The organism is Acidovorax sp. K2F (genome assembly GCF_025246485.1).
GTDB lineage: Bacteria > Pseudomonadota > Gammaproteobacteria > Burkholderiales > Burkholderiaceae_C > Acidovorax > Acidovorax delafieldii.
Genome location: NZ_JAOBSQ010000037.1, coordinates 50775 through 72679, shown reverse-complemented (window position 1 = coordinate 72679; position 21905 = coordinate 50775). Strand labels below are relative to the sequence as shown.

Sequence of the window (21905 nt, the reverse complement as noted above, 5' to 3'; positions counted from 1 at the left end):
ACCCATTGATTCAAACATGAGCACATTGCAACTGAGTCTCGCCATCATCGGTGGCCTGGTGCTGGCCCTGATCGTGGCCTACAACACCTGGACCTCGCGCCGCAACGCGCCCAAGCGCGCCTTGCCTACGGAGCATGACCCAGCGGCAGAGCCCGCGCAGCGCCTGGAGCCCGGTTTTGATGCCGCTGCAGCGGGGGCAATGCCGCCCGGCGAGTTCCATGGCCTGGACCGGGGGCCGGAGCCGTCTGAACACACCGTGGACGCGGGCGACGCCCTGCAACTGCCCGTGCCACCGTTTTCGTCCGATCGCCGCCCCGGGCTGGACCCGCTCATCGACGTGATCGCCTCGCTGCAGCCCGAGCATGTGGTGTCGGGCGATGCGGCGCTGGCCGCGCTGCCGCCCACCCGCCGCGCAGGCAGCAAGCCCTTTGCCATCGAAGGCCTGAACGAAGCCACCCAGCAGTGGGAGACCCCGGCCCCTGGCCAGCGCTACCAGTCTTTCCAGGCCGGCGTGCAACTGGCCAACCGCATGGGCGCACTCAACGAGATCGAGTTCTCCGAGTTCGTGGTCAAGGCCCAGGCCTTTGCCGACACCATCAACGCCGCCCCCGACTTCCCCGACATGCTGCAAGAAGTGGCCCGCGCCCGCGAACTGGACCAGTTCGCCAGCGACCACGATGCCCAACTCATGTTCATGCTGCGCGCCCGCCAGGCCGCCTGGAGCCCTGGCTACGTGCAGCAGAACGCTGCCCGCCTGGGCTTTGTGCCCGGCGCCATGCCCGGCCGCCTGGTGCTGCCCGCCAGCACCCAGGGCCTGCCGCCCTTGCTCACCCTGGGGTACGACACCCAGGCCGCGCTGGCCGAAGACCCGGACCAGTCCGCGATTCGCGACATCACCCTGAGCCTGGATGTAGCCCAGGTGCACCGCACCGAGCAGCCCTTTGCCCGCCTGCGCGACGTGGCCGCCGCCCTGTGCCAGGCCATGGACGGCGTGTTGTGCGACCAGAACGGCACGCCGCTGCCCGCCATGGCCATGGACCCGATCGCTGCGGACCTGGAGCTGCTGTATGACCAGCTCGATGGACGTGATCTGTCGGCGGGGTCGGTGTTGGCGCGGCGCCTTTTCAGCTGAGCGCCGGTGCGGCCATGACCGACAATCTGGATCTTTTTTCGGCTCCAGCGCTAGTGGATCAAGCGCAGCCTGCTATCAAAATCAAAGCACTGCGCGACCAGCTCAACCAGTGGGCGCACCAGTACTACGTGCTGGACGAGCCCACCGTGCCCGACGCCGAATACGACCGCGTGTTCCGCGAGCTGCAGGCGCTGGAAGCCGCGCACCCTGACCTGGTCACCCCCGACTCGCCCACGCAGCGCGTGATTGGCGCGGTGATGGAGGGCCTGGCCCCCGTGCGCCATACGGTGCCCATGCTCAGCATTCACACCGAAACCGACACCGAGGCCACGGGCGCCCAGGCGTTTGATGCCCGCGTGCGGCGCGAGCTGGGTCTGACGGATGCTGACCCCGCCATCGAATACGTGGCCGAGCCCAAGTTTGACGGCCTGGCCATGAGCCTGCGCTATGAAAACGGCCGCCTGGTGCAGTCCGCCACGCGCGGTGATGGCGAGGTGGGCGAGGACGTGACGCACAACATCCGCACCATCCGCCAGATTCCGCTGACCCTGCCCGACGGCGTGCCTTCTTTGCTCGAAGTGCGCGGCGAGGTCTACATGCGCCGCGCCGACTTCGACGCGCTGAACGAGCGCCAGCGGGAGCAGGGCGGCAAGACCTTTGTGAACCCACGCAATGCGGCTGCGGGTGCGGTGCGCCAGCTGGACTCCAACATCACCGCCCAGCGGCCCTTGAGCTTTTTTGCCTATGGCCTGGGCGCCATCACGCCGCCTGCCGAGGGTGGGCCCGTGTTCCGCACGCATTTCGAGATGCTGCAGACGCTGAAATCCTGGGGTTTTCCGGTGGCAGAGCAGGTACAAATTGCGGTGGGTGCTACTGAATTGGTAGCGTTTCACCAGCAGGTGGGTGCCAGCCGCGATGCGCTGCCGTACGACATTGACGGCGTCGTCTACAAGGTCAACTCCCTGCAGCTGCAGCGCGACCTGGGCTTCAAGACCCGCGAGCCGCGCTGGGCCGTGGCGCACAAATATCCCGCGCAGGAGATGGCCACCAGGATCGAAGGCATCGACGTCCAGGTGGGCCGCACCGGCAAGATCACGCCTGTGGCGCGTCTGGCGCCTGTGTTTGTGGGCGGCGTCACCGTCACCAACGCCACGCTGCACAACCTGTTCGAGATCCGCAAGAAGGGCGTGCGCGTGGGCGACACCGTCATCGTGCGCCGTGCGGGCGATGTGATCCCCGAAGTGGTAGGCGTGATGCCGGGCAAGCGCACGGGCTATGTGCCCAACTTCCGCATGCCCACAGCCTGCCCCGTGTGTGGCAGCGCCGTGGTGCGCGAAAAGGGCGAGGCTAACCACCGCTGCACGGGCGGCCTGTTCTGTGCCGCGCAGCGCAAGGAAGCCATCCTGCACTTCGCCGCGCGCCGCGCCATGGACATCGAGGGCCTGGGCGACAAGCTGGTGGACCAGCTGGTGGATGCCAATGTGATCCGCACGCTGCCCGACCTGTACCGGCTGGGCCTCACATCGCTCATCGCGCTGGAGCGCATGGCCGAGAAATCGGCCCAGAACGTGCTGGCCGCGCTCGAAAAATCCAAGCAGACCACCTTGCCACGTTTTCTGTTCGGCCTGGGACTGCGCCATGTGGGCGAGGCCACGGCCAAGGACCTGGCGCGGCACTTTGGCACGCTGGACGCCATCATGGACGCCAGCGTTGAGCAGTTGCTGGAGGTGAACGACGTGGGCCCCGTGGTGGCGCAGAGCCTGCACACTTTCTTCCAGCAACCGCACAACCGCGAGGTGGTCGAGCAACTGCGCGCCTGCGGCGTGACCTGGCCCGAGGGGCCGGTGGCCGAGCGCGCTCCGCAGATCCTGGCGGGCAAGACGGTGGTGCTGACCGGTACCTTGCCCACCCTGAGCCGCGACGCCGCCAAAGATCTGCTGGAGGCGGCTGGTGCCAAGGTGGTGGGCTCCGTCAGCAAAAAAACCAGCTACGTGGTGGCGGGCGAAGAAGCCGGCAGCAAGCTGGCCAAGGCCCAGGAACTGGGTGTGCCCGTGCTCGACGAAGCCGGCATGCTGGAACTGTTGTCAGGCCAGGGTGTCTGACGGAGCACGGTGCACCATGCCCGACTCTTTTTTCGCGTTCTCATTCCCCTTTCTCCTTCCTGACTGGCCCCTGATGGGGCGGTCCTGAAGCGACCCCCAATCTCCCGGCGATTCATTGATGCACAACTGGCTGCTTTCTTTCCGGGCCCGCATGGCGAGCCTGTTGGCCTGGGTTCCCCGGCCCGTGCGGCGCCTGCTGCTGTGGACGGTGGTGGCGGTGCCCGCTGCGCTGCTGGTGTTCACGCTGGCGTTGGTGCCTTTTACTCCCGGCATCAGCGACATCCGCAAGGCCAAGAGCGAGCTGCCGGCGCAGCTTATGTCGGCCGACGGCAAGCTGCTGGCCGAATACCGCTGGGCCAACCGCGAATGGGTGGAGCTGAACCAGATTTCGCCCAACGTGGTGGACGCGCTGATCGCGACCGAGGACCACCGTTTCTACAAGCACTTCGGGCTGGACTGGCGGCGCACGGCGTCGTCGGTGGTGCTGACGCTGCGCGGGGACCCGCAGGGCGGCTCCACCCTCACCCAGCAGCTGGCGCGCAACCTGTTCCCGGAGGAAATCGGGCGCTCGCGCACGCTCACGCGCAAGCTCAAGGAGGCGATCACCGCGCTCAAGATCGAGGCGTCGTATTCCAAGGACGAGATCCTGGAGACCTACCTCAACACCGTGCCGTTTCTGTACAACGCCTATGGCATCGAGATGGCTGCTCGCACCTATTTCGACAAGTCGGCCGACAAGCTCAATGTGCTGGAAAGCGCCACCCTGATTGGCATGCTTAAGGGCACGGCCTACTACAACCCGGTGCTCAACCCCGAGCGCGCGCAAGCCCGCCGCAACACGGTGCTGTCGCAGATGGTCAAGCGGGGCAAGCTCGATGCCAAGCAGTTCGAGACCCTGCAAAAACGCCCGCTGCGCATCAACTTCGAACGCCAGACGGAGGTGATGGGCCCGGCGCCGCACTTTGCGATCCAGCTGCGCAAGCAGCTCATCGACTGGGCCGACAGCAAGGGCTACAGCCTGTATTCGGACGGTCTGGTGATTCGCACCACCATCGATTCGCGCCTGCAGGCCTATGCCAACCAGGCGGTGGCACGGCAGGGCCGGCAATTGCAAGGCGTGGCAGACACCGCCTGGTCGCAGCGCAACGGCTGGGGCCCCAAGAACGAGCTGGTGCAGACCCTGGTGCGCGAGAGCGCCGAATACCGCGCCGCCGTTGACAAAGGCGACACCCCTGACGACGCCCTGAAGGCGCTGATGGATGACGCCTCCTTCATGGCCAAGCTGCGCGCCGAAAAAACGCGTGTGCAGGCGGGCTTTCTGGCGCAAGACCCGGTCACCGGCCATGTGCTGGCCTGGGTGGGCAGCCGCGACTTTGCGCAAGACCCGTTTGACCATGTGCAGGCTGCGCGCCGCCAGCCGGGCTCCACCTTCAAGCCATTTGTGTATGGCGCTGCGTTTGCCAACGGTGCCACGCCCGAAGACACGTTGATGGATACCGCCGTCGAAATCCCGCTGGGCGGTGGCCGCGTCTGGCGCCCCACCGATGGCGGCCCGCCCAGCGACCAGCCCATGACGCTGGCCGATGGCCTCGCGCTGTCCAAGAACACCATCACCGCGCAGGTGATGCAGCAGGTGGGCCCGGCCCGCGTGGCCGAAGTGGCACGCGCCCTGGGCGTGCGGCAGTCCAAGCTGGAGGAGGTTCCGTCCCTCGCGCTGGGCACCAGCCCGGTCACGCTCAAGGAGATGATCTCGGCCTACAGCAGCATCGTGAACCTGGGCCGCTATGTGGAGCCCGTGCTCATCACCAGCATCGAAGACCGCCACGGCAAGGTGCTTGAGACCTTTGCCAAGCCCGTGCCGGAAGAGGTCTTCCAGCCCCGGGCTGCCCAGACCCTGCGCAACACCATGCGCGGTGCCGTGGACCGGGGCACGGCCACGGCCATCCGCACGCGGTATGGCATCCAGGCCGACGTGGCGGGCAAGACCGGCACCACGCAAGACAACACCGATGGCTGGTTCATCCTGATGCACACCCGCGTGGTGGCAGGCGCATGGGCCGGCTTCAACGACGGGCGCATCACGCTGCGCAGCGACTACTGGGGACAGGGCGCGCGCAGTGCGTTGCCCATGGTGGGCGAGTTCATGCAGCAGGCCATCCGCAACAAGGTGATCGACGGCAACGACCGGTTTGTGGACGAGTTTGACACCAGCCCGCCGCCACCGCCCGACAGCTCGCTCAGCACCATGCGCGACTGGATCCGGGGGCTGTTCCGCACCGACCCCCAGCAACCCCCGGTGCCTGGCATGCCGCCAAGGCCTGCGGGTGCGGGTGGTTTGCCGCCGGTCACCATTGACCCACCGGGTTCTGTCTCGCCGCCTGTGCCTGCGGAAGACCGGGTGGGGGGCGAATAGGCCGTTGCGTCTTCCGGGCTTCTGTGACGCCAGCGCCTTCGGCGCGATGGGGTGGGTGTTGCCTTGGGTCCTTCCAGCAAGGCCGCCTGGGTAGGGGGCTTTGCGAGGTGTAGGACGTTGTCGCCAAAGTCTGCGTCCAGCGTTTGTCGCCCGCACTAAGCGCGCAAGCGAACAGACCCTGCCAGAGGTGCCCCGCACAGTGGCGCATGCAGTCGTTGGACTGCATGCAACGCCAAAGGACTCACCATGAAAACAATCACCACCACCTTGCTGGTACTGGCCACCCTGACCCTGGGCGCCTGCACCGGCCCCATGGGCCCTCCGGGCGCGCAAGGCAATACCGGCAACACGGGTTACACCGGCAAGACTGGCGATACCGGCTACACCGGCGCGACGGGAGCCACGGGCAACCAGGGCAATACGGGCTACACCGGTGCTACAGGCAGTATGGGCTCGACAGGGGCCACCGGAGGACAGGGCAGCACCGGTGCGACCGGAATGCAGGGGGCTACCGGCTACCAGGGTGACACGGGGGCCACGGGCGCAAAGGGAAATACGGGCAACACCGGCAGCAAGGGCAACACCGGAAACACCGGCAGTGCCGGTAGCTCGGGCGACGGCAATACCGTCATCGTGATTCCTGCCAAGCCTTGATGCGCTGCGCGCGGCAGGTGCGATAAGACCACGGCCTGATGGGTTGGCCGCGCAGTCAGGCCACCGTACCGGGCCACACGATGGCCTGGGCCACGATCACGGTCTGCCCATTGAAGGTGGCCGCAGGAGAGCCATACAGCCGATAGCCCAGCGCCAGCGCGTCGCTCACGCGACGGCAGAAGCTGGCGTCGTCGGGGCCGGTGAGCAGGCGGTAGGCAGGCAGACCATCGGGCGGCACACTGGCCTGTGGGGTGGACACGGGTGATGCTGTGGAGGTGGCAACTGTCATGGCAGGGCCTACTCAATGTCGATGAAGTGCATGCCCATGGTGCCCGCCTTGCGGTCGGCAAAGTAGCACTCCAGTGTTTCTTTCACGGTGCGGAAGGCCAGCTCGTCCCAGGGCACCTCGTCTTCGGCAAACAGCCGCGCCTCGATGGTCTCGTAGCCCGGGTTGAACTGGTCGCTGAGCAGTGTGGCGCGGTAGAACAGGTGAACCTGGCCCACGCGGCGCACGTTCAGCAGGCTGAACAGGGGGCCGATCTCGATCTGCGCACCGGCTTCCTCATCGGTCTCGCGCGCCGCACCCTGTGCCGTGGTTTCGTCCAGCTCCATGAAGCCTGCGGGCAGCGTCCATTTGCCCCAGCGGGGTTCAATGTTGCGCTTGCACAGCAGGATGCGGCCATCGGGCAGCGCTGGCACCGTGCCCACCACATTGAGCGGGTTCTCGTAGTGCACCGTGTTGCAGGCGGGGCAGACCGCACGCTGTTTGGTGTCGCCGTCGTCCGGCAGGCGGTACACCACGGCGGTGCCACAGGCGCGGCAATGTTTGATGGGGCTGCGGTAGGTCATGCAGGGGTTTGAGGGTCAGAGTGGCTGATAGCGCTAATGAAACATGCGCTACCAGCTATTAAAATCGTAGCGTTTTCGGCGTTTGCCTGGCCGGGCAGCAGGGCTGCCCGGTGGTCTTCAGACTACGGTCAAGCGCAAAGGCGTGAGACCGTCCACGCCGCCTTCGAGCGTATCGCCACGCACCACGGCGCCCACGCCTTCGGGGGTGCCGGTGTAGATCAGGTCGCCGGGCTGCAGCTCCCACGCGGCCGACAGGTGCTCGATGGTCTCGGCAATGTTCCAGATCAACTGGGTCACGGTGCTGCGCTGGCGGTCCGCTCCGTTGACCTGCAGCCAGATGGGCGCGTTGGCCACATCACCTGCCTGGGCTGCCGGCGTGATGGGACCGATGGGCGCGCTAGCGTCAAAGCCCTTGCCAATGCACCAGGGGCGGCCCTGTTTCTTCATGTCGTTTTGCAGGTCGCGGCGGGTCATGTCCAGGCCCACGGCGTAGCCATAAATGTGGCTGAAAGCGTCGGCGGCCTGGATGTTCTTGCCGCCCTTGCCAATGGCCACCACCAGCTCGATCTCGTGGTGCAGGTTAGCGGTCAGGCTGGGGTAGGGCAGTTGCCCGGCTTCGCCCGCGTTGACGACCACGATGGCATCCGCAGGCTTGAGGAAGAAGAACGGTGGCTCGCGGCCGGTGAAACCCATCTCCTTGGCGTGTTCTTCGTAGTTGCGGCCCACGCAGTAGATGCGGTGCACCGGAAACCGTTCGCCGCTGCCCACCACGGGCACGCTGACCACGGGGGCTGGAGGAAACACGTAGCTCATGTCTGCCTTTCAATGGTTCTGGGAATGCTGTCAAAAAGCCGGGCGCAGTACCGTGTGCGCCGCAGTGTGGCAGTGTGCCATGGGCGCAGACCCTCTGCTGGGGGGCGCTACACTCGCGCCCATGGCAAAGAGCTTCGATTTCCACAATACGCCGGGCCACCTGGTGCGCCGCGCCCACCAGCGGACCGTGGCACTTTTCATGGAAGAGACGGCCGGATTTGACGTGACGCCGGTGCAGTTCGCCATCCTGCACGAGCTGCTGGCCCAGCCGGGCGAAGACCAGGTCACCCTGGCGGCCCGCGTGGCGTTCGATGCAGCCACGTCCGGCTCGGTGATCGGGCGCCTGGAAAAGCGCGGCTGGATCCGTCGCGAGCCCGACACCCGCGACCGCCGCCGCAAGCTGCTGTGGATCACCCCCGAAGGAGAAGTAGCCGCCCTGCAGATGCGCGACGCCGCCCAGCGAGTGCAGGAACGCCTGACCGCACCGCTCACCGCCCAGGAAAGCGCCGACCTGATGGTGCTGCTCTCCAAAGTCGTATACAACCACCAGGACCCGGCAGGCACTTCGGGCGCCTGACCGGCACGTCCCGCGCTCTCAGGCCCCAGAGGCTTGCCATTTGCGGCGTGCTGGCACCACGCTGCGCCGGTTCCGTTTCCCCACAGACCCCATCACAGGCACCGCTTTTTCCATGCAGCTGTACAACTACTTCCGCTCCTCTGCCTCGTTCCGCGTGCGCATCGCGCTGCAGATCAAGGGCCTGGACTATGACTACCTGCCTGTGCACCTCGTCAAGGGCGAACACAAGGACCCCGAGTACCTGCGCCGCATTGGCGACGCACTGGTGCCCACGCTGGTGACCGACGGAGGGACGGCGCTGTCCCAGTCCATGGCCATCATCGAATACCTGGACGAAACCCACCCGACGCCCGCCCTGCTGCCCGCCACGCCGCTGGCCCGGGCCCGGGTGCGGGCGCTGGCGCAGATGGTGGCGTGCGAGATCCATCCGCTCAACAACCTGCGCGTGCTCAAGTACCTGGTGCGTGACCTGAAGGTGGATGAGGATGCCAAGAACGCCTGGTACCACCACTGGGTGCGTGGCGGTCTGGAGGCGTTTGAGCGGCAACTGGAGCTGCTGGCGCAAGAACGCGCAGCACAGGGCATGGCGCCCTCGGTGCTGTGTTGGGGCGATACGCCCACGCTGGCCGACTGCTGCCTGGTGCCACAGATCTTCAACGCGCAGCGCTTCAAGGTCAGTCTGGACGGCCTGCCGATCACCATGGGGGTGTTTGACGCCTGCATGGCTCTGCCTGCATTCCAGCAAGCGCAGCCCTCGGCCTGCCCGGACAACGAAGCGTGACGCCTGTGTCATCGTCGGTCCCAAACCGGCACGCAGACTGGCTGGTGCCCGACTGGCCCGCACCGCCCGGTGTGCATGCGCTGTGCACCACGCGCACGGGCGGCGTGAGCCGCGCACCGTACGACCAGTTCAACCTGGGCACCCATGTGGGCGACGATCCGCTGGCAGTGGCTGCCAACCGGCAGACCTTGCAGTCCGCCTTGCAATCCACCACCCCGGACGCCCGCGCAGTGTTCCTGAACCAGGTGCACGGCGATGGCGTGGTGTTGCTGGATGCGAGCACCCCCGACGGCACAGAGGCCGACGCCTGCGTAGCCAGCGCACCCGGCGCCGTCTGCACCATCATGGTGGCCGACTGCCTGCCCGTGCTGCTGGCCCACCGCTCAGGCCAGGTGGTGGCTGCGGCCCACGCCGGCTGGCGCGGGCTGGCCGGGCACGCAGGGCAGGGCGTGCTGGAATCGGTTTCCAAGCATTTTTGCGATGAAGCGCTAGTGCATCATGCCTCGGTAGCTATCAAAAAAGGAGCATCTGCGCCAGACTCTCCGGCCGCTTCAGAGCTTGCTGCCCACACGCTGGCCTGGTTGGGCCCCTGCATTGGCCCCACAGCTTTCGAGGTAGGGGCTGAGGTGCGTGCAGCGTTCTGCGACGCGCCGGGCGCATTGGGCACTGCGGCTGCTCCATGTTTTGTGGCCCGTCCCGACGCACCGGGCAAGTACCTGTGCGATCTCGCAGGGCTGGCCCGGCTGCGGCTGCGTGCCATGGGCATCACGCACATTTACGGCAACGACAGCACCCCGCCGTGGTGCACCGTCACGCAGGCCTCAAGGTTCTTTTCGCACCGCCGCGACAGTGCCGCCCTCGGCGGCAGCGGGCGCTTTGCCGCCTGCATCTGGCGCGGCTGACGCTGCCGGCTCGGCTCCCGCATCGGCCGCGTAGGCTGCAGCCTGCTCCGCGTCATATGCAGCCTGTTCGGCCGCCTCCCGTTCCTTGATCTTGCGCTTGCGCGAAGGCGTGCCCAGGATGTACACCAGGATGCCCATGGGCAGCAGGCCATACAGCGCAAACGTCATGATGGCGCCTAGCACGGTGCCCTGCGGACTGGTGGCCTCGGCCACCGCCATCATGAGAGTGACGTAGGTCCAGGCGATGACGATGAGGTACATTGGTTTGTGTGCACGGAAAGCGTTGAATTCGTTGCCATGCACCGTGGCGGTGGGCAACAATGAACCCGCGAAACAAAAATCAGGCCCCAGCCGCTGCGAGCGACCAACCATCGAGGAATGAGCATGACTTCTGAATCACCCTGGGCCGAGAGCGCCCAGCAGTTCCAGCAGATTTTCGGGCAAAGCTGGTCGCAGGCGCTGCAATCGTTCCAGAAACTGGACCTGGGGGCGCAGGTACCCGCCGCCGCACCCCTGAAGCTGTCGCAAACCAAGCTGCAGGCATTGCAGCAGCAATACCTCAAAGAAGCGCAGGACCTCTGGGCGCAGGGCCTGCAGGGCACCCCCGAGGTCAAGGACAAGCGTTTTGCCGGTGAGGGCTGGGCCAGCAACCCTGTGGCAGCGTTTTCAGCCGCCGCCTACCTGCTCAATGCCCGCACCCTGATGGGGCTGGCCGACGCGGTCGAGGCCGACGAAAAGACCAAGGCCCGCATCCGATTTGGCGTGGAGCAGTGGATGGCAGCCATGGCGCCCAGCAACTTCCTCGCCTTCAATGCCGAAGCGCAGAAGAAAGCCATCGAGACCAAGGGCGAGAGCATCGCCAAGGGCATGCAGAACCTGCTGCACGACATCACGCAGGGCCATGTGTCGATGACCGACGAGAGCCTGTTCGAGGTAGGCCGCAATGTGGCCACCACCGAAGGCGCTGTGGTGTTCGAAAACGAGCTGTTCCAGCTGCTCGAATACAAGCCCCTCACGGCCAAGGTGTACGAACGCCCGTTCCTGCTGGTGCCCCCCTGCATCAACAAGTTCTATATCCTCGACCTGCAGCCCGAGAACTCGCTGATCCGCTATGCGGTGGAACAAGGCCACCGCACCTTCGTGGTGAGCTGGCGCAACCCTGATGACAGCCTGGCCCACAAGACCTGGGACGACTACGTGGAAGATGGCGCCATGGCCGCCATCGACGTAGTGCAGAACATCACCGGTGCCGAGCAGATCAACGCGCTGGGTTTTTGCGTGGGCGGCACCATCCTGTCCAATGCGCTGGCCGTGCTGGCAGCGCGCGGCGACGAGCCCGTGGCCAGTGCCACTTTCCTCACCACGCTGATTGACTTCACCGACACGGGCATTCTGGACGTGTTCATCGATGAAGCCTTCGTCAAGTTCCGCGAGATGCAGATGGGCCATGGCGGGCTGATGAAGGGGCAGGACCTGGCGTCCACCTTCAGCTTCTTGCGACCCAACGATCTGGTCTGGAACTACGTGGTGGGCAACTACCTCAAGGGCGAAACGCCGCCGCCGTTTGACCTGCTGTACTGGAACAGCGACAGCACCAACCTGCCCGGCCCGTTCTACGCCTGGTACCTGCGCAATTTCTACCTCGAAAACAACCTGGTCAAGCCGGGCAAGCTCACCGTGTGCGGCGAAAAGCTGGACCTGGGCAGCCTCGAGCTGCCTGTCTATATCTACGGCTCGCGCGAAGACCACATCGTGCCCGCCACAGCCGCTTATGCGTCCACCCAGGTGCTGCCGGGCAAGAAGCGTTTTGTGATGGGCGCCTCAGGCCACATCGCGGGCGTGATCAACCCACCCGCCAAGGGCAAGCGCAGCCACTGGACCCGCGCCGACGGCAAGTTCCCAGGCACGCTGGACCAATGGCTGGAAGGCGCTACCGAGCACCCCGGCAGCTGGTGGACCGACTGGTCAGGCTGGCTTAAGAGCCATGCGGGCAAACAGATTGCTGCGCCCAAGGCCTATGGCAAAGGCACCAAGTTCAAGGCCATCGAGCCCGCGCCCGGCCGCTATGTCAAGCAGAAAGCCTGATACGCAAAAGTCCTGACTTTTGGCGCTGCGAGAATCACTAAACCACCACTCACCACTACAAGGACATTCCATGGAAGACATCGTCATCGTTTCTGCCGCTCGCACTGCTGTGGGCAAGTTTGGTGGCTCGCTGGCCAAGACGCCTGCGACCGAACTCGGCGCTATCGTGATCCGTGAAGCCATCGCGCGCGCAGGTCTCTCGTCCGACCAGATCGGCGAAGTCATCATGGGCCAGGTGCTGGCAGCTGGCGTGGGCCAGAACCCCGCGCGTCAGGCCTCCATGAAGGCGGGCGTGGCCAAGGAAACCCCTGCACTCACCATCAACGCAGTGTGCGGCTCCGGTTTGAAGGCGGTCATGCTGGCCGCCCAGGCTGTGGCCTGGGGCGACAGCGAGATCGTCGTGGCCGGCGGCCAGGAGAGCATGAGCCTGGCGCCGCACGTGCTGCCCAACTCGCGCGACGGCCAGCGCATGGGCGACTGGAAGCTGATCGACACCATGATCGTGGACGGCTTGTGGGACGTGTACAACCAGTACCACATGGGCATCACGGCTGAAAACGTGGCCAAGCAGTACGGCATCACCCGCGACATGCAGGACGCACTGGCCCTGGCCAGCCAGCAAAAGGCAGCTGCTGCACAAGATGCTGGCAAGTTCGCCGATGAAATCGTCGGCGTGAGCCTGGCGCAGAAGAAGGGTGACCCCATCCTGTTCAACACCGACGAGTACCTCAACCGCAAGACCAACGCTGAAGCCCTGGCCGGCCTGCGCCCCGCCTTTGACAAGGCGGGCAGCGTGACCGCCGGCAACGCATCGGGCCTGAACGATGGCGCCGCCGCTGTGGTGGTGATGAGCGCCAAGAAGGCTGCCGCCCTTGGCCTCAAGCCCCTGGCGCGCATCGCCGCGTTTGGCACCAGCGGCCTGGACCCTGCCACCATGGGCATGGGCCCCGTGCCGGCCTCGCGCAAGGCCTTGCAGCGCGCAGGCTGGAACGCCGCCGATGTGGACCTGTTCGAGCTGAACGAAGCCTTTGCCGCACAGGCCTGCGCTGTGAACAAGGAACTGGCCATTGACCCCGCCAAGGTCAACGTGAACGGAGGCGCCATCGCCATCGGCCACCCCATCGGCGCGTCGGGCTGCCGCATTCTGGTCACGCTCTTGCACGAAATGCAGCGCCGTGACGCGAAGAAGGGCCTGGCCGCGCTGTGTATCGGTGGTGGCATGGGTGTGTCGCTGGCTGTAGAGCGTTAACCTCAAAGCCTCGGCCAGGACTGCCCTGGCTGGTTGTTGATTGACGGGGCAGCAGGCGACAAAAAAAGGCCGCATTGACATGCGGCCCTTTTTTTGTCCAGTCGAATATTGAAATGCATAGTCACAAAATTACCAAATAGTTTAAAATTAATACATAACGGTTAATTTTTGATCTCTATGTCCATTTTTTCTGCGCCCCCCGCGGATTTCTCAGAACGTGCAGCTGGTCCGGTCCCAGGCGCTTTGCTCGGTGACCGGGTCATCTTGGTAGCTATTGGACTGAGTTCGCTGGCAGCCATTGCGCTGGGCTTGCAGTTTGTGGATTCGATGCTGGCGTTGACGGCAGTTTTGCTGTTGGGTGCGGTTGCCGCTGTGGCCTATGCTTTGGCTCCGGGCACGCTGGCATCGCGTCTTGTGTTGTCGTTTGTGCAGGTTAGCTTGGTTGCACTGCATATCCAGTTGGCTCGCGGCATGCTGGAGTTCCATTTCGGTGTCTTCGTGACGCTGGCGCTGCTACTGGTGTATCTGGACTGGCGGCCCATTGTTTGGGCTGCGGCATTGTTCGCCGTACACCATGTTGTGTTTGATCGGCTTCAGGCGGCAGGGGTTGGCCTGTATTGCATTACCGCTCCTGACCTGGGCCAGGTGATGTTGCATGCGCTGTACGTGGTGATCCAGACGGTGTTGGAGGTCATCCTGGCCGTGAAGATGGGCCGGACGGCTCAAGAATCCACCGAGCTGCGACGTCTGACGGCGTCGCTGGCGCACGGTGACCGCATCATGTTGGACATGTCACGCTTGTCAGTTCACACGCCAGGCGGGCGGGCGCTGAAGGATGCCCTGGACCGGATGCATCAGACCGTAGCTACCGTGCAGCAGGCCGCAGCCGGCATGGCAGTGGCGTGCGAAGAAATCGCAAGCGGAGCGCGAGACCTGTCTGTACGCACCGAACATGCTGCCGGTAGTTTGCAAGCCACGTCTGCCAGCATGGAACAGTTGACAGGCACCGTGGGGCAGACTGCCGCTGCGTCCGCCGAGGCCAACACGCTGGCGGTGTCGGCCGCAGGGGTAGCCCGGCGCGGTGGGGACGTGGTGGGCGAAGTGGTGCGGACCATGCGTGATATCAACGAAGGCTCAGCCCGCATTGCTGACATCACAGGCGTGATTGACTCCATCGCATTTCAGACCAACATCCTTGCCCTCAATGCGGCTGTGGAGGCTGCGCGTGCCGGTGAGCAGGGGCGCGGATTTGCAGTAGTCGCCACCGAAGTGCGGGGGCTGGCGCAGCGCTCGGCACAGGCAGCCCGCGAGATTTCTGGCTTGATCGGCGCATCGGTGCAAAAGGCGTCACAGGGAGGGCTATTGGCTGATGATGCCGGCCGTACCATGGCCGAAATTGTGGGATCGGTCCAGCGTGTGAGTGCGATGATGGGTGAGATTCATACTGCAGCCAGAGACCAGTCCTCGGGCATAGCGCAGGTCAATCAGTCGGTGGGCCAGCTTGATCAGATGACGCAGCAAAATGCCGCTCTTGTGGAGGAATCGGCTGCAGCCGCCGCGACCCTCAAAGGCCAGGCCGACCGGCTGGCCGAGGCGGTGGCGGTCTTCGTGCTTTAGTCGCTGGGGCCGCGTTGGGGCTATGGTCTATGTAGCAACACGAGGCTGCAGCTTTGTAATGATGCGTTACCATGGTTCTCCATGACAGTGACCATTTTTGCCCAACCCTTCGAACCTGTGGGCTGCCAATCCTGTCGTGACAAGACGCAGCTTCCGTTCGACTTCACGATGGCGTTCCAGCCCATCATGGATCTGGAGTTGGATCGTCCGTTCGCCTACGAAGCGCTGGTACGCGGTGTGGATGGCGAGTCGGCTGGTACGGTGCTGTCGTGGGTGGATGACACCAATCGCTACCGGTTTGACCAGGCGTGCCGCGTCAAGGCCATTGAACTAGCGTCGCGCCTGGGGCTCGCCAGCCTGCCAGACTGCAGACTGAGCATCAACTTCCTGCCCAATGCGGTGTATCGGCCCGAGACCTGCATCCGTGCCACCATGGAGGCGGCTGAAGAGTTCGATTTTCCGCACAACCGGATCATGTTCGAGGTGACGGAGGGCGAGCAGGTCAGCAATGGTGCACACCTGAAGTCCATCTTCAATGAATACCGGCGCCAGGGCCTCATTACGGCCATCGACGACTTTGGTGCGGGCTACGCGGGGCTGAACATGCTGGTGCAATTTCAGCCCCATGTGCTCAAGATCGACATGGAGCTGATTCGCAACATCGATCAGGACCCCGTGCGACAGGCGATCGTGTGCGGCATTGCGCTGGTCTGCCAACGGTTGTCCATCGACATTGTGGCGGAGGGCATCGAAACCTCGGCTGAGTCCGCCTACCTCAGTTCGGTGGGCGTTCGCTACCAGCAAGGTTACCTGTTCGCCAAGCCGGGATGGGAATCCCTGCCGCTGGCGCCACGGCACGTCTAGCGCAACACAGCGCCTGCATTTCAAGCCAGTCCTTGCGGGCTTCCGCAGTCCACAGCAGCCAATCCGCTGCCTCCATTTGGTGCATCTGCAGGCGCTACGCCGGTGACGCGTCGCTAAGCGTGCCTCGCGTCAGCTGTGTGACGCATGTGGATATGTCAAAAAGGAAAGGGCTTCAGTGTTTTCCTTCACGGCAGTGCCCAATTTCTTCGGTAGAGTGGGTCCTGAGCCAATCACTAACAAGGAGAAATCACATGAGCCAGAAAGTCGCGTATGTCACCGGTGGCATGGGAGGCATCGGTACCGCCATTTGCCAGCGCCTGCACAAGGAAGGATTCAAAGTCATCGCTGGTTGCGGCCCGACACGGGACCACGCCAAATGGCTGGCAGAGCAAAAGGCCCTGGGCTACACGTTTTATGCGTCGGTCGGTAACGTGGGTGATTGGGATTCCACAGTGGAAGCCTTTGGCAAGACCAAGGCAGAGCACGGCACCATTGACGTGCTGGTGAACAACGCTGGCATCACGCGTGACCGCATGTTCCTCAAGATGTCGCGCGAAGACTGGGACGCCGTGATCGAAACCAACCTCAACAGCATGTTCAATGTCACCAAACAGGTGGTGTCTGACATGGTGGAAAAGGGCTGGGGCCGCATCATCAACATCAGCTCTGTCAACGGCGAAAAAGGTCAGGCGGGGCAAACCAACTATTCCGCCGCCAAGGCGGGCATGCATGGCTTCTCGATGGCCCTGGCGCAGGAACTGGCCACCAAAGGCGTCACCGTCAATACGGTAAGCCCAGGCTACATCGGCACTGACATGGTCAAGGCAATCCGTCCGGATGTTCTGGAAAAGATTGTCGCCACGGTGCCTGTCAAACGCCTGGGTGAGCCCAGCGAGATTGCATCGATCATTGCCTGGCTGGCCTCGGAAGAGGGCGGATACGCCACCGGTGCAGACTTTTCGGTCAATGGCGGCCTGCACATGGGCTAAATGCTGTTCCGTCCTTTTGGACCAACAAAAAACCCCGCATCTGCGGGGTTTTTTGTTGGGACTTGCAAGAATTGCGGAGGTTAACTCCGACCTTGCTATGGTCCACGTGAGAAATATGGAGCTAATGTGGCCACATTTCTCATGCCTTGGTATGGTTTATGCTTGATGTGCACTGTGTGGCTACACAACAGAGGCAAGGCCGCAGCGCTTTAGAAGCGGGCCGGTGCGCGCTTGCGGTCGCGTTCGTCTTCGGGCCAAGCGGACAAGATTGCGGTGGTATTCATGGTGGAAAACTCCTGTGATGTACCAACAACGCGGGCGGTCCACAGTCCGTTGACAACCTTTCGCAAAAAAATGCAACCGCAATAGCCTGTAGATTTACACTAAAAGTAGCTACATATTTGATAGCGTAGAAGTGAGATGGATCAATGGAAAGTCCGGAAAATTCTGGAAAGAATTTACAGGACTTTACATCTCTAGCCCACCGAGGCCGCGGAAATTTCTTCGAGTTCGGAAGAAATTTCCAGCCAACGCTCTTCCAGTTTTTCCGTTTCATCATTTCCGGCTTTCAATCGCCGGCCGCACTCGGCGATCTCTGCAGGAGGCAAGGCTTCCGTCAGTTTTTGCTCCAATTGGGTGCGTTCTGCGCTCAGGGCCGTCAAGCGTTTATCGATCTGTTCCAGCTCTTTTTTGAGTGGACGGGTCTTTTCGGCCAGCTGCTGGCGCGTTTGAGCGTCAAGCTTGCGCTGCTCGCGCCCATCACGCGAAGGGGACAGAGCGGGAGCCGGTGCTGGCGCGGCAACGGAGGCCAGCGTGACCACGGGTGCCGGTGTTGCGGCGGGCGCTGCTGCAGGAGCTTGTGAGGCCTGCGCCTGCTCGGCAAGGCGTGCTTCTTCGCGCAGGCGCTTGGACTCTTCGAGCAGGTAACGTTGATAGTCGTCCAGGTCGCCGTCGAACGGGCCGACCACACCCCGGCCCACCATCCAGAAGTCCTCGCAGACCGAGCGCAGCAGGGCGCGGTCGTGGCTGACCAGCATCACAGTGCCATCGAAGTCGTTGAGCGCCATCGCCAGCGCCTCGCGGGTGGCCAGGTCCAGGTGGTTGGTAGGCTCGTCCAGCAGCAGCAGGTTGGGGCGCTGCCATACGATCATGGCCAGCACCAGGCGCGCCTTTTCACCGCCGCTCATGGTGCCAACGGCCTGCTTGACCATGTCCCCGGTGAAGTTGAAGCTGCCCAGGTAGCTGCGCAGATCCTGCTCCCGGCTGGGTTGCTTGGCATCAGGCCCCAGCTCCTTGGCCAAGCGGATCATGTGCTCCAGCGGGTGTTCGCTGGGGCGTAGCACGTCGAGTTCCTGCTGGGCAAAGTAGCCAATGTTCAGGCCCTTGCCCTCGGTGATGCTGCCGCCCAGTGCTTTCATGGTGCGCGCAATGGTCTTGACCAGCGTGGACTTGCCCTGACCGTTGGCGCCCAGGATGCCGATGCGCTGACCCGCCAGCACCGAACGGTTGACGCCCGTAAGAATGGTGGTGGGCGTACCCTCGTCGTCCACATAGCCGAACGAGGCGTCGCTGATGGCCAGCATTGGGTTGGGCAGGTTGGCCGGTTCCTTGAACTCGAAAGTGAAGTCCGCCTCGGCGAGCACAGGCCCGATTTTCTCCATGCGTTCGAGTTGCTTGACCCGGCTTTGCGCCTGCTTGGCCTTGCTGGCCTTGGCCTTGAAGCGGTCGATGAATTTCTGCAGGTGGGCCATCTTCTCCTGCTGCTTGGCAAAGCTGGCCTGTTGCAGTTCGAGCTGCTGGGCGCGCAGTTCTTCAAACTTGCTGTAGTTGCCACCGTAGCGGTTCAAATCGCCTTGCTGGATTTGCAGCGTGACGTTGGTGATGGCGTCCAGAAACTCGCGGTCGTGGCTGATCACGATCATGGTACCCGCGTAGCGCTTGAGCCAGGCTTCGAGCCAGACCAGGGCGTCCAAATCCAAGTGATTGGTGGGCTCGTCCAGCAGCAGGAGGTCGCTGGGACACATCAGCGCGCGAGCCAGTTGCAGTCGCATGCGCCAGCCACCGGAGAAGCTGTTGACGGGCTGGTCGAGTTCGCTCACGCGAAAACCCAGGCCCAGGATCAGCGCCTGGGCACGCGCCACGGCATCGTGCGCGCCGGCGTCATGCAGGTCCGAATAGGCATGGGCAATGGCCATCCCATCGTCGCTGGCCTCGGCTTCGGCCAACTGGCGTTGTACCTCGGCCAGACGCGTGTCGCCTTCGAGCACAAAATCGGTGGCCGACTGGTCGGTCTCGGGCATGTTCTGCGCGACCTCGGCCATCCGCCAGCTCGACGGGATGTGAAAATCCCCGCCATCTTCATGGAGCTTGCCGCTGAGCAGCGCAAACAGGCTGGACTTGCCCGCGCCATTGCGGCCCACAAGCCCGACGCTTTCGCCGGGGTTGATGGTGGTGGACACGCTGTCGAGCACGACTTTCGTGCCTCGGCGCAGGGTAACGTTCTTGAGGGTGATCATCCGGGAATCAGAAAAAAGCGCACCCGCACGAGGCGGGTGGCATGCAAAACTCTGGGGGCCAGCGCAACTGCCAACGGCACAGCCGCTGCTGCTGCCAAAGGTGGCGTAAAGGGCTCTATTGTGCCGTGAGCCGGGTTTGGGCAGCCAGCGCCTGCCGGGTGACCAGCAAAACCTGGTCTTCTCCTGCACTGGTATCGAGCCAGAAAACCGGCAATTGCGGGAAGGCCGCCTCAAAATAAGCGCGCTCGTTGCCGATCTCCAGAATGATCACAGCGTCTTCGCTCATGCAAGCGGGCGCGGCGGCAAACAGCTGGCGCACAAAGTCCATGCCATCCTTGCCGCCGGCTAGGGCCAGTTCGGGCTCTGCGCGGTATTCGCTGGGCAGCACGGCCATGCTGTCGGCGTTGACGTAGGGCGGGTTGCACAGGATCAGGTCCCAGGGGCCGGGCAGGGCACTCAGTCCATCGGACAACTGCAAGGTGATACGGTCCTGCAGCCGATGTTTCTCCACATTGATGCGTGCCACGGCCAAGGCGTCGGGCGAAATATCGGCACCGGTCACTTCGACTTCGGGCCAGGCCATCGCCGCCAGCACAGCCAGGCTGCCGTTGCCCGTGCAAAGGTCCAGCACCCGATGGGTGCGGTCGCTCAGGAAATCGTCCACGCTGCCGTCCACCAGCAGCTCTGCAATGAAGCTGCGCGGCACGATGGCGCGCTCGTCCACATAGAACGGCAAGCCCTGGAGCCAGGCCTCGCGTGTGAGGTAGGCGGCAGGCTTGCGACTGGCAATACGTTCTTCAAAAAGTGTAGCAACCAACGCTTTTTCTGCGGGCGCTACCTGCTTGTTTTTGATGGACTCTGGTGCATCGGAGAGGTCGCTATCCAGCGGCAGGCCCAGGCGCCACAACACGAGCCATGCAGCTTCGTCCTGCGCATTGGTGGTGCCATGGCCGAACGAGACGCCGGCCGACTCCAGCTGCTGAGAGCCCCATTCGATCAGTGCGCCAACGGTGTCACCTGCAACTGCCGGTGGGTTGTGGCTGGGTGCCTTGCTCATGCGGCCACCGCCTGGGCCGCCAGGGCCTGTGCATGCAGGTTCTCCAGCGTGCGGCGGTAGATGTTCTTGAGCGGCTCGATATCGGCCACCACCACATGCTCGTCGATCTTGTGGATCGTTGCATTGGACGGGCCCAGTTCGATCACCTGGGGGCAGATCTGCGCAATGAAACGCCCGTCGCTGGTACCACCGGTGGTGGAGAGTTCGGTGCTGATGCCCGTCTCGGAGGCGATGGCCTGCTGCACGGCGCCCACCAGTTCACCGGGCGTGGTGAGGAAGGGCTGGCCGCCCAGCGTCCAGCGCAGGTCATATTCGAGGCCGTGGCGGTCAAGCACGGCGTGCACGCGCTGCTGCAGCCCCTCTGCCGTCGATTCGGTCGAGAAGCGGAAGTTGAAGTCGATCACCACCTCACCCGGTATCACGTTGGTGGCGCCGGTGCCGCCATGGATGTTGCTGATCTGCCAGCTGGTGGGCGGAAAGAACGCATTGCCGTTGTCCCACATGGTGGAGGCCAGTTCTGCCAGAGCGGGCAGGGCCTGGTGGATGGGGTTGCGGGCCAGTTGTGGGTAGGCGATGTGGCCTTGGACACCGCGTACGCTGAGCTTGCCACTCAAGGTGCCACGCCGTCCATTCTTGATCATGTCACCGGTTTTCTCGACCGAGGTCGGTTCGCCCACGATGCAGTAATCAAGCTTTTCGCCACGCGCCTGGAGCTGCTCGACCACGACCTTGGTGCCGTCAACGGAAGGACCTTCCTCGTCACTGGTCAGCAAAAAGGCCAGCTCGATCAGCGGTGCGGGCGTGGCGGCCAGGAACTCTTCCACCGCGACCACAAAGGCTGCGATGGAGGTCTTCATGTCGCTCGCACCACGGCCATAGAGCTTGCCGTCCTTGTGGGTGGGCACGAACGGGTCGCTGCTCCACTGGGCCAGAGGCCCGGTGGGGACGACATCGGTATGGCCTGCGAACACTACTGTTTTGATAGCGAATGAGGCATGATTCACTAGCGCTACCGGTCGCTTTGCCCACAAATTGCTGACACGGAAGTCTGTGGGACCACTGTCCAGTCGTTCGCACACAAACCCGAGCGGAGCGAGCCGTGTGGCCAGCAGATCCAGGCAGCCGGCGTCCTCCGGCGTGATGGAGGGCAGGGAGATGAGCTGTTCAGCCAGGTGCAGGGTACGGGACATGGGATGGGGTCAGGGAATGGAGACAGGCAGCCGGGCTGCGATCATGGGTACAGGCATTGGCGCTGCGTGGCCCAGCCCAGAGCCGCCAAGCAGGGGATGCCAGGCACCGAGCGCG

Annotated in this window: 19 protein-coding genes; 12 read left to right on the top strand and 7 right to left on the bottom strand. The window is 63.8% G+C overall.

What is annotated here, in order from left to right; all coding sequences use genetic code 11:
* Nucleotides 1-16 precede the first annotated feature (16 nt).
* From N4G42_RS14100 to N4G42_RS14085, 4 genes are all read left to right on the top strand, one after another.
* Nucleotides 17-1132 (top strand): cell division protein FtsZ, encoded by a 1116-nt coding sequence (locus N4G42_RS14100; RefSeq protein ID WP_260667620.1) that lies wholly within the window; start codon nt 17-19, stop codon nt 1130-1132.
* Nucleotides 1133-1146: 14 nt separating this feature from the next.
* The gene (ligA, locus tag N4G42_RS14095) at nt 1147-3234 is read left to right on the top strand and encodes an NAD-dependent DNA ligase LigA (protein ID WP_260667619.1); all 2088 of its coding nucleotides are present in this window, start codon (nt 1147-1149) and stop codon (nt 3232-3234) included.
* A gap of 118 nt (nt 3235-3352) precedes the next feature.
* The gene (locus N4G42_RS14090) at nt 3353-5647 is read left to right on the top strand and encodes a penicillin-binding protein 1A (RefSeq protein ID WP_409557827.1); all 2295 of its coding nucleotides are present in this window, start codon (nt 3353-3355) and stop codon (nt 5645-5647) included.
* Nucleotides 5648-5893: 246 nt separating this feature from the next.
* Nucleotides 5894-6301: a hypothetical protein gene (locus tag N4G42_RS14085; protein WP_056062595.1), complete on the top strand. Its 408-nt coding sequence runs from the start codon at nt 5894-5896 to the stop codon at nt 6299-6301.
* 55 nt (nt 6302-6356) lie between these two features.
* On the opposite strand, the gene N4G42_RS14080 is transcribed toward N4G42_RS14085, so the two are convergent.
* The 3 genes from N4G42_RS14080 to N4G42_RS14070 form a co-directional block, all read right to left on the bottom strand.
* Nucleotides 6357-6590 carry a DUF1737 domain-containing protein gene (locus N4G42_RS14080; RefSeq protein ID WP_260667617.1) on the bottom strand — a complete coding sequence of 78 codons (234 nt, stop codon included), beginning with the start codon at nt 6588-6590 and terminating at the stop codon, nt 6357-6359.
* A gap of 8 nt (nt 6591-6598) precedes the next feature.
* Nucleotides 6599-7150, bottom strand: a complete 552-nt coding sequence (locus tag N4G42_RS14075) for an NUDIX hydrolase (protein ID WP_015014179.1) — start codon at nt 7148-7150, stop codon at nt 6599-6601.
* A 117-nt stretch (nt 7151-7267) separates the two neighbouring features.
* Nucleotides 7268-7963 carry a fumarylacetoacetate hydrolase family protein gene (locus N4G42_RS14070; RefSeq protein WP_260667616.1) on the bottom strand — a complete coding sequence of 232 codons (696 nt, stop codon included), beginning with the start codon at nt 7961-7963 and terminating at the stop codon, nt 7268-7270.
* A gap of 121 nt (nt 7964-8084) precedes the next feature.
* Between N4G42_RS14070 and N4G42_RS14065 the strand changes: the two genes are divergently transcribed.
* The 3 genes from N4G42_RS14065 (at nt 8085) to N4G42_RS14055 (ending at nt 10223) form a co-directional block, all read left to right on the top strand.
* Nucleotides 8085-8540 carry a MarR family winged helix-turn-helix transcriptional regulator gene (locus N4G42_RS14065; protein ID WP_043566498.1) on the top strand — a complete coding sequence of 152 codons (456 nt, stop codon included), beginning with the start codon at nt 8085-8087 and terminating at the stop codon, nt 8538-8540.
* Nucleotides 8541-8652: 112 nt separating this feature from the next.
* Nucleotides 8653-9321, top strand: coding sequence for a maleylacetoacetate isomerase (maiA, locus tag N4G42_RS14060; RefSeq protein ID WP_260667615.1), 669 nt, complete (start codon nt 8653-8655; stop codon nt 9319-9321).
* Nucleotides 9318-10223, top strand: a complete 906-nt coding sequence (locus N4G42_RS14055) for a polyphenol oxidase family protein (protein ID WP_260667614.1) — start codon at nt 9318-9320, stop codon at nt 10221-10223. Before maiA ends, N4G42_RS14055 begins: the two co-directional genes overlap by 4 nt.
* Here N4G42_RS14055 and N4G42_RS14050 read toward each other — a convergent pair.
* Nucleotides 10143-10484 (bottom strand): hypothetical protein, encoded by a 342-nt coding sequence (locus N4G42_RS14050; RefSeq protein ID WP_260667613.1) that lies wholly within the window; start codon nt 10482-10484, stop codon nt 10143-10145. The two genes, N4G42_RS14055 and N4G42_RS14050, sit on opposite strands and share 81 nt — an antisense overlap.
* 123 nt (nt 10485-10607) lie before the next feature.
* Here N4G42_RS14050 and N4G42_RS14045 point away from each other — a divergent pair, with 123 nt between their 5' ends.
* The 5 genes from N4G42_RS14045 (at nt 10608) to phbB (ending at nt 17027) form a co-directional block, all read left to right on the top strand.
* Complete coding sequence (locus N4G42_RS14045) at nt 10608-12308, top strand: PHA/PHB synthase family protein (protein ID WP_260667612.1); 1701 nt, start codon at nt 10608-10610, stop codon at nt 12306-12308.
* 70 nt (nt 12309-12378) lie between these two features.
* Entirely contained in the window at nt 12379-13557 is a 1179-nt protein-coding gene (locus N4G42_RS14040) for an acetyl-CoA C-acetyltransferase (protein ID WP_099730200.1), read from the top strand.
* Between the two features lie 264 nt (nt 13558-13821).
* Nucleotides 13822-15174, top strand: coding sequence for a methyl-accepting chemotaxis protein (locus N4G42_RS14035; protein WP_260667610.1), 1353 nt, complete (start codon nt 13822-13824; stop codon nt 15172-15174).
* Nucleotides 15175-15255: 81 nt separating this feature from the next.
* Complete coding sequence (locus N4G42_RS14030) at nt 15256-16038, top strand: EAL domain-containing protein (RefSeq protein ID WP_056062613.1); 783 nt, start codon at nt 15256-15258, stop codon at nt 16036-16038.
* A gap of 251 nt (nt 16039-16289) precedes the next feature.
* Complete coding sequence (gene phbB, locus N4G42_RS14025; RefSeq protein ID WP_056062618.1) at nt 16290-17027, top strand: acetoacetyl-CoA reductase; 738 nt, start codon at nt 16290-16292, stop codon at nt 17025-17027.
* 476 nt (nt 17028-17503) lie between these two features.
* On the opposite strand, the gene N4G42_RS14020 is transcribed toward phbB, so the two are convergent.
* The 3 genes from N4G42_RS14020 to dapE all read right to left on the bottom strand — a co-directional run bounded on the left by N4G42_RS14020 (nt 17504) and on the right by dapE (nt 21790).
* Nucleotides 17504-19543: an ABC-F family ATP-binding cassette domain-containing protein gene (locus tag N4G42_RS14020; RefSeq protein WP_260667609.1), complete on the bottom strand. Its 2040-nt coding sequence runs from the start codon at nt 19541-19543 to the stop codon at nt 17504-17506.
* Nucleotides 19544-19658: 115 nt separating this feature from the next.
* Nucleotides 19659-20600 (bottom strand): 50S ribosomal protein L3 N(5)-glutamine methyltransferase, encoded by a 942-nt coding sequence (prmB, locus tag N4G42_RS14015; protein ID WP_260667608.1) that lies wholly within the window; start codon nt 20598-20600, stop codon nt 19659-19661.
* On the bottom strand, nt 20597-21790 hold the full coding sequence (dapE, locus tag N4G42_RS14010) for a succinyl-diaminopimelate desuccinylase (RefSeq protein ID WP_260667607.1): 1194 nt from the start codon (nt 21788-21790) through the stop codon (nt 20597-20599). The genes prmB and dapE overlap by 4 nt, the downstream gene beginning before the upstream one ends.
* Between the last annotated feature and the right edge of the window lie 115 nt (nt 21791-21905).